Origin of the sequence: Fibrobacter sp. HC4, from assembly GCF_023373925.1 — a bacterium.
Lineage (GTDB): Bacteria > Fibrobacterota > Fibrobacteria > Fibrobacterales > Fibrobacteraceae > Fibrobacter.
In genome coordinates, this window is sequence record NZ_JALCZV010000001.1 from 144,779 (window position 1) to 161,531 (window position 16,753).

General features: G+C 39.9%; 18 protein-coding genes. 13 read left to right on the forward strand and 5 right to left on the reverse strand.

Annotated elements, in window-relative coordinates; genetic code table 11:
• Together MMG03_RS00635 and MMG03_RS00640 are read right to left on the reverse strand one after the other, a co-directional pair.
• The coding region (locus MMG03_RS00635) for an ORF6N domain-containing protein (RefSeq protein ID WP_249505375.1) at positions 1-919 on the reverse strand (919 nt) is incomplete at its 3' end.
• Between the two features lie 202 nt (positions 920-1,121).
• On the reverse strand, positions 1,122-1,958 hold the full coding sequence (locus tag MMG03_RS00640) for a tyrosine-type recombinase/integrase (RefSeq protein ID WP_249505376.1): 837 nt from the start codon (positions 1,956-1,958) through the stop codon (positions 1,122-1,124).
• Between the two features lie 45 nt (positions 1,959-2,003).
• Here MMG03_RS00640 and MMG03_RS00645 point away from each other — a divergent pair, with 45 nt between their 5' ends.
• A complete protein-coding gene (locus tag MMG03_RS00645; RefSeq protein ID WP_249505377.1) occupies positions 2,004-2,438 on the forward strand; it encodes a hypothetical protein in 435 nt (144 codons plus the stop codon).
• A 284-nt stretch (positions 2,439-2,722) separates the two neighbouring features.
• On the opposite strand, the gene MMG03_RS00650 is transcribed toward MMG03_RS00645, so the two are convergent.
• Entirely contained in the window at positions 2,723-4,393 is a 1,671-nt protein-coding gene (locus tag MMG03_RS00650; protein WP_249505378.1) for a hypothetical protein, read from the reverse strand.
• Between the two features lie 81 nt (positions 4,394-4,474).
• On the opposite strand from MMG03_RS00650, the gene rffA reads away from it, so the two are divergent.
• The 12 genes from rffA to MMG03_RS00710 are packed head-to-tail and all read left to right on the forward strand — an operon-like array spanning position 4,475 to position 15,724.
• Positions 4,475-5,608: a dTDP-4-amino-4,6-dideoxygalactose transaminase gene (gene rffA / locus MMG03_RS00655; RefSeq protein ID WP_346348695.1), complete on the forward strand. Its 1,134-nt coding sequence runs from the start codon at positions 4,475-4,477 to the stop codon at positions 5,606-5,608.
• Between the two features lie 10 nt (positions 5,609-5,618).
• Positions 5,619-6,800, forward strand: coding sequence for a hypothetical protein (locus MMG03_RS00660; protein WP_249505380.1), 1,182 nt, complete (start codon positions 5,619-5,621; stop codon positions 6,798-6,800).
• Positions 6,801-6,822: 22 nt separating this feature from the next.
• Positions 6,823-7,770, forward strand: coding sequence for a glycosyltransferase family 2 protein (locus tag MMG03_RS00665; RefSeq protein WP_249505381.1), 948 nt, complete (start codon positions 6,823-6,825; stop codon positions 7,768-7,770).
• On the forward strand, positions 7,771-8,304 hold the full coding sequence (locus tag MMG03_RS00670; protein ID WP_249505382.1) for a GNAT family N-acetyltransferase: 534 nt from the start codon (positions 7,771-7,773) through the stop codon (positions 8,302-8,304).
• 5 nt (positions 8,305-8,309) lie between these two features.
• On the forward strand, positions 8,310-8,543 hold the full coding sequence (locus tag MMG03_RS00675) for an acyl carrier protein (RefSeq protein ID WP_249505383.1): 234 nt from the start codon (positions 8,310-8,312) through the stop codon (positions 8,541-8,543).
• A 58-nt stretch (positions 8,544-8,601) separates the two neighbouring features.
• Positions 8,602-9,660 carry a 3-oxoacyl-ACP synthase III family protein gene (locus MMG03_RS00680; protein ID WP_263859240.1) on the forward strand — a complete coding sequence of 353 codons (1,059 nt, stop codon included), beginning with the start codon at positions 8,602-8,604 and terminating at the stop codon, positions 9,658-9,660.
• Positions 9,660-11,201: an HAD family hydrolase gene (locus MMG03_RS00685; RefSeq protein WP_249505385.1), complete on the forward strand. Its 1,542-nt coding sequence runs from the start codon at positions 9,660-9,662 to the stop codon at positions 11,199-11,201. Before MMG03_RS00680 ends, MMG03_RS00685 begins: the two co-directional genes overlap by 1 nt.
• 48 nt (positions 11,202-11,249) lie before the next feature.
• Positions 11,250-12,434 carry an ATP-binding protein gene (locus MMG03_RS00690; RefSeq protein ID WP_249505386.1) on the forward strand — a complete coding sequence of 395 codons (1,185 nt, stop codon included), beginning with the start codon at positions 11,250-11,252 and terminating at the stop codon, positions 12,432-12,434.
• Positions 12,431-12,652: an acyl carrier protein gene (locus MMG03_RS00695; RefSeq protein WP_249505387.1), complete on the forward strand. Its 222-nt coding sequence runs from the start codon at positions 12,431-12,433 to the stop codon at positions 12,650-12,652. The genes MMG03_RS00690 and MMG03_RS00695 overlap by 4 nt, the downstream gene beginning before the upstream one ends.
• 9 nt (positions 12,653-12,661) lie before the next feature.
• Complete coding sequence (locus MMG03_RS00700; protein ID WP_249505388.1) at positions 12,662-13,582, forward strand: phosphorylcholine transferase LicD; 921 nt, start codon at positions 12,662-12,664, stop codon at positions 13,580-13,582.
• Between the two features lie 51 nt (positions 13,583-13,633).
• Positions 13,634-14,440, forward strand: a complete 807-nt coding sequence (locus MMG03_RS00705; RefSeq protein WP_249505435.1) for a phosphorylcholine transferase LicD — start codon at positions 13,634-13,636, stop codon at positions 14,438-14,440.
• 15 nt (positions 14,441-14,455) lie between these two features.
• The gene (locus MMG03_RS00710; RefSeq protein ID WP_249505389.1) at positions 14,456-15,724 is read left to right on the forward strand and encodes an oligosaccharide flippase family protein; all 1,269 of its coding nucleotides are present in this window, start codon (positions 14,456-14,458) and stop codon (positions 15,722-15,724) included.
• On the opposite strand, the gene MMG03_RS16260 is transcribed toward MMG03_RS00710, so the two are convergent.
• Both MMG03_RS16260 and MMG03_RS16265 read right to left on the reverse strand, forming a co-directional pair.
• A complete protein-coding gene (locus tag MMG03_RS16260; RefSeq protein WP_369077387.1) occupies positions 15,704-16,444 on the reverse strand; it encodes an acyltransferase family protein in 741 nt (246 codons plus the stop codon). The genes MMG03_RS00710 and MMG03_RS16260 overlap by 21 nt on opposite strands.
• A gap of 85 nt (positions 16,445-16,529) precedes the next feature.
• Complete coding sequence (locus tag MMG03_RS16265; RefSeq protein ID WP_369077386.1) at positions 16,530-16,724, reverse strand: acyltransferase family protein; 195 nt, start codon at positions 16,722-16,724, stop codon at positions 16,530-16,532.
• Positions 16,725-16,753 lie beyond the last annotated feature (29 nt).

Below are 16,753 nucleotides of genomic sequence, written 5' to 3' on the forward strand. Positions count from 1 at the left end.
AATGGAACATTTTTTCGTGACTCGTTCCGTAATCCAACACGATATAACGGTCATGGAATATACCGCCTGCAGGTCTCCACTCGAAGGAAACGTCAGGACGAGCAGCCTTGAAGTCGTCAATCATCGTTTGAGTCAAAGCGCAGCCATTCCGCTGGTCGCTAAAAATCGTCACATTCACATTCTGAGCAACACCTCGCAATAAATCCAGTGTTTTTACACCAACAAAATCATCAAATACGAAAATTGACTTCTGAGCCATACCATAAATCTGCGTGTAGGCAACATCGGCCTCCAGCTTTTGCCCGTTTAGAATCAAGTGATGCTTATAGGTAGATGGATCGTGAAAGAATTCCATGACCTTGCCCAAGGATTCCTGGGTTTTCAGGGACTCCACCTCCAAACGAGCCACATCCGTGCGAATTTCCGCAATTTCGTGGGAATGTTGAGCCGTGAGGGTCGCAATTTGAACGCAGTTGGAACAACCCAGTAACTGCTGATTTTCGGCAGCAATGTAATCCTTCATTTCTTTAAACAAAAGCATTATGGCAATACTTTGCTTAATAGCAAGCTCCCCCTTAAGAACAGTCATCAACATATAAATTCCTTGTTCTGTAAAGGCATAAGGTAAATAGACTCGCCCACCTTTCACCCCTTTGACCTGCATCGAGGTGCAATTTTTGCACCTCGATAATTCAGCAATTTCGTCCATAGTCAACTGAAATCGGAAAATCTCGGGAAAACGTTCTATATTATTCTTAACTTGCCTATTGAAATCCTTGGTGCTATACCCATAAATTTCCGCCAGATCGGCGTCAAGCATCACCTTTACACCGCGGATGGTGTAAACCTTGCTCTTCAGCAAATTCTCGTCAATGAGGGTGATTCCATTCCCCGCAACAGGGGTATCTTTCTTCTTCATAACATATCCTTTCCGTTTTACAGGCATAAACAAAAACGGCTTTACTTTGATCAGACTGCACAAATATACACTAGTTTTGCAAGTTTGACAAGACACTTACAATAAATTTTCAATGTCATAGCCATCCGCCACCAACTTTTCAATGATTTGTTCTTTTAAAGAGGACATAGTTTCATTATACATATCCTTTTTCCTTTCCGTTTTACAGCCTATTAAATTTTTTCATTTCCTTGTCCAAAAATGAATCCACATATTTCGCATAAATCAAGGTCGTATCCAAGTTGCGATGACCAAGAAGTTTACTTGTCGCAGGCAGAGGAATCCCCAAAGAAATGCAGGTCGTGGCAAAAGTATGACGAGCCAAGTGACAGTGCAAATATTTTGTAAAACCAATTTTCTTTGCCGCACGACGCAAGCGCTTGTTAAAAGTCGAATTTTCAACTACATGAAATACGGGACCATTTCCATTTAATTGGCTTGGCAAGAGCAAGCGTGCCTGTACTGGTATTGGAATATACACAGACTCTCCCGTTTTCTGAGTTTGCTTACGAATTTTCCAGTCAAAAATTTCGTTGCAAGTTAACGATTGCAAATCACTATACCGAAGTCCCGTAAAACAACTGAATAAAAATACCTTCACACATTCACACTCTTCTCTTGTAAGCAAGAACTTGTTATCCGAAAAGTTTAAATAGAGCATTTTCAATTCTCGCACAGTCAGGAAACCGCGCCTTGTATAAACCCGTCCAATCCTCACCCCCTTGAACGGATCATTTTCAATAAGGCCTTCCCTACGCAAACGATTTACGAAAATTCTAAAGACAGACAAAGCTTTCGTCACGGTTGCGGGTTTATTTCCCAACTCCTGCATATGGGCCTTAAATTCGCGAATCAATCTTTCATCAATTGCAGAGCAATCAAGTTCAGGAGAAAAATCATATAATTTTTTCAAATTCCACTGATAAGTTTCTATAGATGAATCAGTGAGTTCACCAGGGTTATTTTTTAAACTTTCCAGTGCAGCATCATAAAAAAGCATAAAGCCTCCATTCTACCCCAAAAACATTTCAGGGACGAGCAAAGTTTGAAAAAAAATGATATCAACACAAATCCCATTCCCAAAACTCCCGCAGATTACGTGAAGTTGCAGGACGCATACGTCGCTGAAAAGGGCATCCGCGTTGGTACTTGGAAGGAAATTGGCTATCTCATGAAGAATAGCTCTAACTTCTACTACTGCGATGCTGCAGCCTGCACAAATAGCACGAATGCTGCTGGATATGGTGATGTCACTACCATTGATGAATATATTTTTGTTAGCAACTGGACTGCAACCAACGTTGCAACTCTGAATGATTGCAATGCTAATAGCCACTGGACCTTGACTACTAGCGGTAATTCTTCTGCAGGTGGCTTGGTTTCCTATTCTGCTACGGTTGATGGTGCCTCTGGTAAGACTGGTGCAGGAAATTGCGCAGTTCTCACTCCGAACTTCCGTCTTCTCCACACTGCATCCTAATTCTAACGGATAAGGCTTGAAAAAAGGTCTCCCCCTTTGGGGAGCCTTTTTTTGTATAGGAAAAAACATTCGCATAACGGGTGATTTCGTTTTGAAAAAGATGTTTTATGGGGAAAACTTGAAATAGGAATTATCTTCTAAAAGAAGTGTGTATTTTAGGTGCATTTAGGCGGCTTGAATTAATTTTGGGAGAAATATTTCTAAGATGACTTTTTTTTTGTCTTGATTAAAGAATTGTGTGGACGTACGACGATGATTTCCTAATTCTTAAGTGAGGATTAGGATTATTGGTTTACTGATACTGTGTATTTGTAAAATTTTAGAACGTCGAATTCTTTTTCAATACGAACGCTTACACTGTCGTCGTAGTGTCGTTCCAGAAATTCGTTTAGAACGTTGTTTCCGACAACTAGTACGTTTTCTTTGGTTGCGTCTTTTAGAGGATTTTTAATCCCCTTTTCTTTTAAAGTGTTCTCTATATCAGGGAAAAAGGGAGTCCAGTATCCCATGGGAATGATTTTTTTCCAACTACCGAAAGGCTCTGATCTATAAGGAGGTTCTTTCTTTTTTGAGAAAAAGATGTATGTCGTGTGAGAGGCGAGAACGGCGTAATTTGATGGAAGAGATTCGATGTAGTCAAGTGCATCTGCATAATGTGTTAGTTTTGCTTTTGAAACCTGGAGGTTTCTTCCGTTTGTTTGATTACGGACGTAATCTCCTTTTGTGCCAAAGGTTGCAGTGATTGCTATGACGGATACTGCTAAAGCGCTTTTAGCAAATTTTGGGGGAATTTGGGGAACCGACTTCATGAAAGGGATTGCTAGGGCGGTTGCGTAAAGCCAGAAACCCATTTCGACTCTGTAAACTATGCGGTTTAGAATGAGTAGGTAGGATGTGAGCATGGCTATTATTAGGATGGATCCCCATGCATAGGATCTTCCGTTTTTAATAAGGAACAGTACTCCACAAAATAAAAACCAAATCCAAAACATTGGTTTGTTTGTTGCGTTAGCTAATGCCGAAGGCAGGGTGTAAAGAATTGCAACAGGTTTTGTGTCTAAGGTGTTTGCGTATACGGATTTTGCGTAGTTTCGCAGACTATCTACTGAAAAAACCTGACTGTCGTAGAATACCCAGTTTCTAAGTAGGTGGAATTCCTCACTGTATGAACCCTGTTCATCGAATTCGTCGGCGACAGCGCTTGCGTCAAAAAAGGCTCCGTCTCCAAATGTTGCCCGTAGGGACTGGAATTCCTTGTAATATCGGTAATCCGGAGCTTCGTAGTGTTTTTTGTCTATCCATTGGATTGTTGTTAGACCAATGAGCAGAATGATCAATCCGAGTATTGTTCTTGTTTTATGCTTCCAACAATCTTTTACGTATAGAAGCAATGCGAATGCGAAAAAGGGGACTCCCATTAAGAAGGCCTCTCTGCGCATGATTGCTCCCCAGAGCAAGAAAAATAACGCAGATATTAAGAGTGCTATTTTCTCATTTTTACTTGAATGCTCTTTTTTTGTTGCGTATGACAAAAAAAGGAGCATTCCTGCGGCCGAATATAGTGTAGCACATTGGGTGAATTGAACGGACAAATAGCAGTCAGAAGCGAATGCCGCAGAAAATAGCAAAGCCAGTAAAGGTCCCCATTGCATCCCGGCCCGTTTAATGATGATGGTTCCTATGGTGGTGAAGGATAGGAAAACCCCAGTCATTTCGCCAATATAGTACCACCCGATTTTTGGGAAAAGGTAGTAGAAAGGTAGCAGGGCATAACCATAAAGCACATTGACAAACGTCAAATGAACGTTATAATTCTCACCGTAAACACCTTCCAGCAAACGAGCCATAAAGTAGTCGTCTGTAGCTCCGAAAGCGAGATTGCCAAAGATGAGGCAAAGTCCTAAAAGGAAAAGATTTATTAAAAGAGAGGTAATGAGGGCTCTTTTGTTACTCATGGTCAAAAAGATAATAAATATGTAGCATTAACTTTGGGATTGCACCAAAGAGGTGTAAAATAATGTATACTTGAACACATGATGAAGATTCCTTTTAACAAGCCCCCTTTTGTAGGGACTGAATTTGATTACGTTAAGCAGGCTGTTGAAAGTGGCCGTATTTGTGGAGATGGAACCTTTAACTTAAGGTGTCATGAATGGCTTGAAAAATCAACGGGATCTTCTAAGGCTCTCCTGACGACCAGCTGCACTCACGCCTTGGAAATGGCGGCTCGCCTGTGCGACATTAGGCCAGGTGATGAAGTCATTATGCCTTCGTTTACTTTTGTTTCTACGGCAGATGCTTTTGTGTCTCAGGGGGCAAAGTGTGTATTTGTGGATATCCGTCCCGACACAATGAATCTGGACGAAAATTTGATTGAAAACGCCATTACCGAAAAGACCAAAGCTATCGTTCCTGTACACTATGCTGGCGTGGCCTGCGAAATGGACAAAATTAATGAAATCGCTCGCAAACATAATCTTCTTGTGGTTGAAGATGCTGCCCAAGGAATGATGGCAACTTACAAAGGAAAGGCTCTAGGAGCATTGGGGGACTTCGGTTGCTACAGCTATCACGAAACCAAAAACTATAGCATGGGTGAAGGCGGTGCCCTGTTGATAAAAGACAAAAAGTTCAGCGACCGAGCCGAGATTATCCGAGAAAAGGGGACCAACCGTTGCCAGTTCCATCGCGGAGAAGTGGACAAGTATACTTGGGTTGAACTGGGATCTAGCTACCTGCCTAGTGAGCTGAATGCCGCCTATCTTTATGCGGAACTTGAATGTGCAGATATCATTTATGATTACCGCATGAATTGTTGGAATCAGTATAAAAAGTTGCTTACTCCTCTTGCTGAAAAAGGCTTGGTGGAGTTTGCTACGATTCCTGAACATTGCAAGCATAATGCCCATATGTTCTATCTAAAAGTCGAAGACCTGCAAACTCGAACGGCTCTCTTAAAACACTTAACCTTTAATGGAATTCTTGCGGTGTTCCACTATGTGCCGCTGCATTCTTCTCCGGCTGGGTTGAAGTTTGGTCGTTTTGATGGTGAAGACCGCTATACCACCACAGAAAGTAACAGACTGCTTCGCTTGCCCATGTTCTATGGACTGAAGCAGGAAGAAATCGAATATACCTGTCAGAAGGTATTTGAGTTCTTTGGAATGTAATTAAAGTTTTATGGATAAATTTTTGTATCCAATAATCGCAACGGCGTTAGTTACGATAGCACCTTTTCTATTAACCTTCGAAAAGGGGCAAAACGTTGTTCACGGGCTTTTGTGCTACAGCATCTTTGGATTGCTGCTGCTATTTGTTTATGTGCGTGAATCTCAAGCTAAATCAAAAAAGGTGTGTCTAGCCTTGATTGCGGTTCTTGTTGCAGCAACAAGTTTCCTTGATTTGAAAAATATTCTCTCTGCGAACCATGGAAATCTATCGTGGTATTGGATTATACCTTTGATGTCAACGGCTATAGCTATTGTCCTTTTAAAGGAGACGAGAAAGATTTCTTTAAATGGGATAAGTTTTATAATGTTTGTGAGTATGGGGGTGAATATTGTTGCCGCAAATTTCTTTCCGTCGCAACCTGTTTTTGAAATGCCCATTCTTAGGTTCATGACATCTTCTTTTAGAAATCCGTCAGAAAGGATAGGCCTAACAGAAGATCTGAAGAAACGTTATAATGCTGTTGATTCTGCGATGGTCTCTCGGCTGTATATAGATAGTAGCCGAAATAATGTTATGATCTTAGTAGAATCGTGGGGAATTCCTATCGATACAAATATTTTCAATGATGAAATGAAGATATTTGAAGGAAGCTTGAATGTTGCAGGGACTCATTCCCGAATCTATTCTAGAACTCGTGGTGCCGAAAGAGAGGATCTGGTTGATTCCATAATTAAAAATGAAAATGGTTCAAGGGATTCGGTGTTTATTCCAGCAGTCTTAAGCAGCAAGGGCTTTAAATCTGTGTTTATGTTTGGGGGTGATTCCTCCATCCAGCACCGAGATCGGTATATTCACCGATTGGGTTTTGACGAAGTTGTCTTTACCAAAGAGATTTCTTCTGACAGTGTGATTGCGTTAAAGATTGATTCCATGTTGAATGACTCCTCATCAAAAACATTCGTGGCCTGGACTACTCGCGATACTCAATTCCCTATGGGAGATGATGCTGCTACAGTAGAAAAGATATACTTCGAAAAGATGTTTAACACCTTGAAAATTGTTGCGGAATTAGCCAAAAAACACCCCGAAACTCGCTTTATAGTGCAGGGGGACCATGAACCCATTTTGTCGCCACAGGAGTTTAGGCAAAAATTCTACCGCAGATGGGTCCCCTACGTGGTGTTGAACTGATTTTTAATACTAACTTTGCAATATGACTGCAAATGCTCAAAATCCATTGATTTCCGTTGTTTCTCCGGTTTACCGTGCGGAAGAAATTGTGCACGAGTTGGTTTCCCGCTTGGTGACGGAACTTTCTACCATTACAGAAAATTTTGAAATTATTCTGGTGAACGATTGCTCTCCGGATAAGTCCTGGGAAAAGATGGTGGAGGTGTCTGCGAAAGATTCTCGTGTGAAGAGTGTGAATCTCAGTCGCAACTTTGGGCAGCATTATGCAATCTCAGCGGGATTGAGTCTGGTGAAGGGTGATTGGACTGTGGTGATGGATTGTGATTTGCAGGATGACCCTAAGGAAATTCCGGCACTTTTTGCAGAGGCCCAGAAAGGTTTTGATGTTGTATTTGCAAAACGACAGTACCGTGTAGACGGATTTTTTAAGAAGATGTCGTCCACTTTGTTCCATATTTGCTATCGCTACTTTAGTGGTATTAAGACTGATAAGACTATCGCGAATTTTGGCATATACAATAAAAAGGTCATTAAAGAATTTAATAAGATGTCGGAACGTGCAAGATCGTTCCCTTCGCTGGTCGCCTATCTTGGCTTCAAGACTACGGCAATTCCTGTAAAGCACGGTGCACGTTTTGCTGGAGAAACTAGCTATACCTTGTCTAAACTTATTCAACTTAGCTTTGACGTCACCATTGCCAATAGTAATAAACCCTTGAAGCTGGCTGTGGAATGGGGCTTTGTTTTGGCGGCTCTTTCTTTCTTGCTTGCCGTGTATAATTTGATTGCCTATAATCTTGGAGCCATTCAGGTTCCTGGCTTTACCACCACGGTTTTCTCCATTTGGTTTGTGGGTGGTTTGTTGTTGGCCATGCTGGGGATTGTCGGCTTGTACGTGGGCAAGATTTTTGATCAGGTCAAGGGGCGTCAGCTTTTCATCATTTCTGAAAAAGTGAACTTCGAGGACTAAATGGAATTCTCGAAGTATGGTGTAACATTGCAGAGATTGACAGAAGACAAGATTGAACTTGTCCGTCGTTGGCGCAATGATCCGAAGATTTCTCAGTACATGGAATATCGCGAGCATATCACTGCCGACATGCAAAAGAAATGGTTTGCGAAAGTTGATAACGACCAGAATTATTATTTCATCATCTGCTATAAAGGTCAAGAAATCGGCTTGACCAACGTGAAGGATGTTGACTTAACTGCAAAAACAGGTGAAGGAGGCATTTTCATTTATGAAGATTCCTACCTGAATACCGATGTACCCTTTCGTGTCATATTTGCATTGAACGACTTTTGCTTTGATGAATTGAAACTGGAATCCATGGTAGCGCACATTATGAGCGATAATAAGCGGGCCATTGATTTCAATGTTCTGCTGGGTTATAAAGAGAGCCCGGAAACGCCAAGTGATGCGGCGAAACTGACTTATACACTTTGCAAAAATGATTATTTTAAACAACGAGATAGATTCGCTAAGGTCCTTATTCGAGGTTAGTCTTTATGAATATTAATGAATTTGTTGCTTTATTTGCTGAACAGTTTTCTGACCCTACAGAGACTAATTTTGCACCGGAAACGAAGTTCCATGAATTGTCTGGTTGGACCTCTATGACAGCCTTGTTGGTTATTACTGTGATTGAGGAAAACTTTAGTGTATTGCTGTCTAGCGATGAGTTTCGCAATGTACAAACAATTCAGGAATTATACGATTTGATTCAAGAGAAGAAAGGCTAGATCCTTCGCTTCGCTCAGGATGACGAAGGGATGATGCTGTAGGTGACACGGATGGTATATGGCGATTTTAGAGTATAATAACATTGGGATTTCTGCTGTTGCGGCATGTGTGCCGAAACGTGTAATGAAGAATTCTGATTTGGCAGGATTCCTGAATGAAGAAGAACTCAAGCGCACCTTGGGCTATATTGGAATTCGTGAAAAGCGTTACGTTGACGAAGGTGTTTGCGCATCGGATTTGTGCTGCCAGGCCGCTGAAAAACTGTTTGCAGATAACAATGTTGACCCTGCAGAAATTGATGCTGTTATTTTCTTGAGCCAGACCCCTGATTATCGCCAGCCTGCCACGGCACCTAGCTTGGCTCATCGATTGGGTGTTCCTACATCTGTTTTGTCCTTTGACGTGAATTTGGCCTGCTCCGGCTTTGTATACGGCGTGGCAACCTGTTTCTCTTTTTTACAGAATCCGGGAATTCGCAAGGCTTTGCTTTTGGTTGGCGAGACCATGTCCAAGACCATATCTCAGAAGGATCGTGCCACGGTTCCTCTGTTTGGTGATGCTGGCACGGCAACCCTTATTGAAAAGGGTGACTTTGGTACTTCTGCATTCTCCTTGAATTCCGATGGCAGCAAGATGGATGTTCTGAAGATGCCCTATGGAGGCTATCGCAATCCCAGCTGCGAAGAGGGTTTGAAAGAAGTTGAAGACGAACACGGTAACATCAAGAATGGTGAAACCTTGCGCATGGATGGCATGGAAGTTTTTAACTTCGGCATTCGTGCAGTTCCCTCGGACATCCGTGATTTGCTGAAACATTTGAACAAGACTATCGATGATGTTGATTTGCTAATCTATCACCAGGCTAACAAGTTCATGACGGATTTCTTCAGTAAGCATCTGAAAATCCCGGCAACAAAGACGCCATATTCTTTGGATCGTTTTGGTAATACCAGTTCTGCGTCGGTTCCTTTGACTATTGTGTCAGAGCTGTTTGATAAAGAAAAGTTCTCTGCTCGTAAGTCCGTTCTTTTTTCAGGATTTGGTTCTGGACTTTCATGGGGAACCGCCTGGCTGAATCTTGAAAAGACAAAAATTTCTGAACTGGTAGAATACTGATGACTCACATTTTTAGGAATACAACTGCGGAACTTCTCTTTGGCGGTGCTGGCTATAGCTACTCCGGTTACGATGAATTGAATGTTCCCGAAGTAGAAGCTGATTCCTATGTGTGGTTTTATACAGCCCCGATTTTGCCGGATGCTTTGTCTGCCGCAAAAGAAATCAATAGCTATGCGGAACGCCTGAGTTTTGTCCATTCTCAATTGCCTGCAACAAAACCTCTGTATGTTTTTACGCTTGTGGATCTTTTTGATAGCAAGTATGAATCGACGGACTTTTCCGTAGCTCAGTCCATTGCAGATTTCAATAAATTTGTTCTTGATTTCGCCAACAAAAATTCCAATGTCAAGATTGTAGATTTTGCTGCGTTTTGTAACCGTTATACTCAAACAGACTTGGTAGATTGGAAATTCTACTTTATGTCTCAGGCGGCAATTAGTCCGAAGCTCGCCGGACCTTTCAGAAAATGGTTCGTCGCTGAAAAAGAGGCTACGGTAAAGACTGCAAAAAAGTGCCTGGTTCTTGACTTGGACAATACACTGTGGGGCGGAATCCTTGGGGAAGATGGTCCGGAGCATTTGAAAATTGGCGGCGACTATCCTGGCAAGGCTTTCCATTTCTTCCAGGAACAGATCCTTGAACTGCAGAAGCGGGGAATCATCCTTGCTGTTTGCAGCAAGAACAACGAAACGGACGCATGGGATTTTATTGAAAATAGCCGAGACCTGATTCTGCGTAAGGAACATTTTGCGGCCTGGCGCATTAACTGGACTGACAAGGCTACAAACATCCGTGAGCTTGCCCAGGAACTGAATATCGGCTTGGATAGCATGGTGTTCCTGGATGATTCTCCCACGGAACGGGAGCTTGTGGCGACCATGATTCCCGAAGTGGTTGTTCCAGAATTTCCGACGGCACCCTATGCGTTGCCTGTATTTTTCAACGACTTGAAAAATCAGTATTTCAAGATTTATCAGGCCCGCGCAGAAGATCGTGAGAAAACTCAGCAGTATAAGGCCAATGCAGAACGCCATCAGTTGCAATCTCAGTTTACGAACATAGATGATTTCATCAAGAGTCTGAATATTGAGACGACCATCCGTGTGAACGACGATGCGGACTTCCCCCGAATCGCACAGATGAGCCAGAAGACCAATCAGTTTAATTTGACCGGTAAACGTTATACAGATCTTGATGTGGTTGATGTGAAGGCTGCGGGTGGCTTTGTGTTCTCTCTCTCTGTGAAGGATAAATTCGGGGACAGCGGCATGACCGGTGCTGCGATTGTGACTGTAAACGGAGACGAGGCCTCTATTGAAAATCTGTTCCTAAGCTGCCGAATTCTTGGCCGAAAGATCGAGAACACCTTTATGAAGGCTATTCTTGATAAACTGCAGGCTGCTGGGGTGAAAAACGTCCGCGCCAGCTATGTTAAGACGTTGAAGAATGGTTCTGTGGCTGATTTTTATGAGACAGTCGGTTTTAGTACGCTAAAAAAATGTGAAAATGAGTCGTTATACCAGCTGAAATTTACGTAATTTTTACCTGCAACTCCCAAATTACGTGAAATTAGGTATATTTAGGGCATGATTCATCGTGATTTGACAGAATCCTTAAAAAAAATGGCAGAAGTCTACCCGATTGTCACCTTAATTGGACCAAGACAGTCTGGTAAGACAACCTTGGCTAGGGAGACCTTCCCTAGCTATACCTATGTCAATTTGGAACGTCTAGAAACGCGGCGCTTTGCAAAAGAGGACCCTAAGGGATTCTTTGAATCGTATCCGCCACCCCTGATTATAGACGAGGTGCAAAATTGTCCAGACCTGCTGAGTGAAATACAGGTGCTGAGCGATAATCTTGGAAAAAACGGCAACTTTATTTTAACGGGAAGTCAGCAGCTTTCCTTGATGCAGGGAGTGACGCAGTCTCTTGCAGGGCGGACCGCCTTGTTAACGTTATTGCCGTTGTCTTTGAAAGAACTAGTGCAAGCGGGTATCGATAAGAGTCGTGATGAAAGTCTCCTTTGGGGAGGAATGCCTAGAATTTATGATAGTGGCATTGCCCCCGGAGTCTACTACAGGGATTATTTTAGAACGTACGTAGAACGGGATGTGCGTTCCCTAATGAAAATCAAAGATTTTGACAAATTCGAAATATTTGTCAAATTACTTGCAGGACGAATCGGACAAGTTTTTAATGCATCCGCCTTGGCGGGTGACGTTGGCGTTTCGAACAAGACCATTGGCGAGTGGGTCTCCCTGCTAGAAACGTCAAATATCATTTTTAAATTACGGCCCTGGTTTGGAAATCTCGGTAAGCGACTAATCAAGTCCCCGAAAATCTATTTTACAGATACCGGGCTTGCAACAATGCTTCTTGGCATCGAAAATACGCAGCAGCTTTCAAGAGATCCGTTACTTGGAAATCTGTTTGAAAACCTTGTTGTGCTGGAAGTGATAAAAACTGCGTATAATGAAAATAAAATGACGGAGTTTTTCTACTTTAGGACTGATACTGGCGTTGAAGTAGATATGCTCTTTAAAGTTGATGAAAGGTGGAACGCTGTAGAGATCAAGTCTGCTTCTAGCGTGAATTCTGATTACTTTAAGAATATGGAAAAACTCGCTAAGTTGCCGGGATTTGAAACTCTGAACAAGAATCTTGTTTATTCTGGTGAAAATCTGAAGAATTTCAAGGGTGTTCGTTGTTGCAATTTTCAATCCGTTAGTTCCTTGCTGTTATCTTATGAAGAAGGAAATAGTGTATGAAAGAAAAACTTCTAAATATCTTCAAGGAAACTCTGGAAGTTTCTGACATTGATGAAAATGTTTCCCAAGCGAACTGCGAAGCCTGGGATTCTATCAAGCACCTGAACTTGATCATCGCCATCGAAGGCGAATTCGGCATTTCTTTGGAACCCGAAGAAATGGAAAAGATGGTGGACTTTGCGGCAGCACTGAAAATTGTGGAAGGGAAGGCTTCCTAAGGTTCTAATATGGTTCAACTGAAAAATTCACCACCACCAGAATTTCTAAACGAGGAAATTAGGTGCGGTTATAAAATTCCGGTCGAGATGAAAAAAGCTTGGAGTGTGCAGTTGGATCTTGCACAAGAATTGTTTCGTGTGTGCAATAAATATAATCTCAAAATAGTAGCAAACTTTGGAACCTTACTAGGCGCCGTCCGTCACAAAGGATTCATCCCATGGGATGATGACATGGACTTTACCATGTTGCGAGAAGATTATGAAAAACTTTGTTCTATTGCAGAAACAGAATTTAAATATCCATATTTTTTCCAGTTTGATAATTCTGGAAAGAGCTTTGTTAATGGTCATGCAAAATTAAGGAATAGCGAAACTACTGGAATTGTATCGGATGAGCTTAATCGCAATTTGAACTATAATCAAGGAATTTTTATAGATATTTTTCCTCTTGATAATGTTTATGATAACAAAGTTGCTCGATATTTTCAGATGAAAACAGCTTGGCTGTTTAGAAATTTGATGCTCGCATTTGCATATTTTTCAACAAGATACTTTGAGTCCAAGGGACTTGTCCGTATCCCTAAAAAGGTATTTCATTTCGTTGTAAATAAACCTTTTGGATTGCTTCAAGTAATAGCGTATAAGTTGATGATGAAGGTGTCCTTAACTTGCAGAATGAAAGAAACAAAAATGGTTTCTGGATTGTCTTTTAGCGATGCGTTGAAGACTGTTTGTCGAGATGATTTGAAAAATGTTGAATTGATGAATTTTGAGTATATCAAAATTCCTGGTTTACTGCAATATGACAATGTTTTGAAAGTATGGTTTGGGGATTGGAAAACGCCAAGAAAGGCGGCTGCAACGCACAGCGGAATTATTTTTGATACTGAAAAAAATTACATAGAATACTTAAAAAATGAATCAAAGTAGTGTTTAGTTAATGATGATAGAATTCGAAAAAGTGAGCGTGTTGTGAAAGAAATGACTTTGAAGGAAATTCAGTCTTTTAGTTTGGATATTTTAAAAGATGTTCATTCATTTTGTATTGCTCGTAATATAAAATATTCATTAGCGTACGGCACATTAATTGGAGCTATTAGGCATAAGGGCTTTATTCCCTGGGACGACGATATTGACATTATGATGCCGAGAGATGATTTTGATTTATTTTGCAAAACATATAAATCAAAAAAATTTCGTATAGCGTCTCCCTATGACGAAAAATGTTGGATAAGCTTTGCTCGAGTCTATGATTCCGATAGAACATATGTGGACTCTCCTTGCGAATGGGGTGATTTTGAGTCTGGTGTGTGGATAGACATATTCCCTCTCGACGGCGCAGATGATGAAATAAAAATTTTCAAAAAGGATGCTGAGAGAGCTCGGTGGCTATGGATGAAACAAGTTTTTTTTAGAGACGCCAAGAGCCCTTTTGTATCGCGTTTATCTTTTTTATTTAATTTTAAATTGCTGATAAAGAAAATTTTCTTTAGGAAAAATCAAAAACTTGCAAAAATAAATTTTGCGTTGACACAAAACGCAAAACGCTATAAATTTGGAGAAACAAATCATTGGACTCAGTTTGTTTGTATGGATGATAGAGATCGGAATTACCAGCTAATTGAAGATTTTGCCTCTGTATATGAAATGCCGTTTGAGGAACAAACTTTTATGGTCTTAAATGGTTATGACCGCTATTTAAGAACGATTTATGGCGATTATACGAAACTTCCCCCAGAATGTGATAGAGTTCCAAAACAGTATAAGATGAAATTTTACTGGAAGTAATACATTGTTAAAGTAATGTTGATCGAGATTTTAAAAAAACACTCTGCAATTTTAAAAAATGCAAGCTGTCTGACTGTGGTAGAAATCGCAAGTCTTGTTATGCCGTTTGTCACCTTGCCGTATTTGCTTCGAACTGTTGGTGCGGAAAAATATGGTATGGTTGTTTTTGCTCAAACAATAGCCGCTTATTTCTCTTATCTCATAAATTTTGGGTTAGATGTTTCTGCTGTTAGAGACATTTCTATAAACAGAGATTCCAATGAAAAGCTAAGCAAAATTGTTTGCACTGTTTTAAGCACAAAGCTTCTGTTTTTCTTGATTTCTTTACTTTTGCTGAACTTTGGACTGACGCTTTTCCCGATAGGAAATTTGCGAATATCATTGTTTTATTTTGCTTTTTTGGGCTGTTTTGCTGATGTGTTATACCCGACTTGGTTTTATCAGGGAATTGAAAAGATGAAATATTTGACTATTGTCAAAACAATATCAGTCCTGGTATATACACTATGTATTTTTTTGTTTGTGAAAAATCCAATTCATTTTGAACGAGTTGCTTTGATTCAATCTCTATGTAATATATTAGCTGGGGCAATATCTACTTTTATTTTACTGAAAATAATAAAAGTAAAATTAGTGATTCCGTCTGTCAGCGAGATAATAGCAACTATAAAGGACGGTTTCCCTTTTTTCTTGTCAAGAATTTCAAATTTTTTCAACAGTTCTCTTGCAAAAATTGTATGTGGAACTTTTTTTTCCATGCAATTGGTTGCTGCATATGATCTTATGTCCAAAGTGGCTTCGGGTATGTCTTTACCAATGTCTATGTTAAATCAGGCTGCTTATCCTTTTATTGCAAAAGAAAAGAACCGTTCTTTTGTCGTGAAATTTTTTGTAGCTGTAATGATGATTTCTGCCTTGTTGGGGACAACGATGTTTATTTCGGCCCCGTTAATGGAATTTATTTTTGCGAAAGGATCTCTGCCGGAGGCAATTCCTTTAATTAAAATTGCTTCTGTTACGGTATTTTTTATTGGAATAGATGTTTGTATGGGGGCGCCGATTCTCATTTCTTTTGGGTATTCGGCCCCTTTTAATAGAAGTGTTTATTTGGCTTCTGCCGTACTTGTTCTTGTTATTGTTGGTTTATATATCCTTGATGGAATTACTTATAAAAGTTTTGCTTTGGCCTATTTACTAGCTGAAATTACAACGACAATCTATAGATTTTACTATTGCAGAAAGTATAACTTAATTGACTTTTCGTTACTTCATGGATTGCGATGATTTTAATACATTCAATTTTATTAAACATCCTGTTACTGGGTTAATCATAAAATTAAGAAACCTTATATGAGATGTTATATGTAGGATTATTATGACACTTGATGTATAAAGAACAAGAAATGGCAACGATGTAGGTAAATTTAATCGTTTGATTAGCTCAAAAAAGCCATATAAAATTAAAGTATGGTATATGTAAAAGAATAGCGTCTTTTGACCATAATTGCTGAAAAAAGAAGATTTTGAACGCGATAAACAAAGTATCGATAGACCTATTAATGTAGCCGTAGATATAAAAATAAATCTGTATATTACGGCATCTTTCCAATAGAAACCTGAATAATTATAGTTGAAAAAGCCCCATATTATTTTATTGATGTCGAAATTGATAAATACGATACAGATTATTAATGATGCTGATAAAATCAAGATTGGGGGAATAGTCTTTTTTTGAATTGTAGAAATAATGTTGTTTCTTTTAACAACAAAACCTGCCAAAAAAAAGAAAAGATATACGCATGTTCTTTGTGATGAAAGGAAACCATTGATAGGGAAAAAACCTGATATGAGACTAAAAGCAAATGCTGAAGGTAGAATTAATGAACTTCTAAAAAAATTAGAGGGGATGAACTGATGTATGAATCTCCATGAAAATAAACTTATGAGATACCACATTGACCAACTTGCGTCAATAAGCATTTCTTTAAAAGAAATTGAACGCATTTCAATGAACTGATGAACGCAACAAAACAAAACAAAAGTTTCCAATAATTTTATTTCAGAAAAAATAAAATGTTGACGTTGGTCTTTATCTTTCAAGTTGTATTTTTGAAAAATATCCGCTTAGGAAAATAAAAAGAGGCATGTGAAATAAATTTATGAAATTGTAAATTCCTCTGCAAATTGCAGAGTTTTCATAATAGTTTCCCAAACAGTGCCCGAAAATAACGCATACGATGAGCATGTATTTCAAAGCATCTAACGATTTGTCTCTTGTTTGCATTGAGTTTCTATAGCTATTGTGTGTATCTA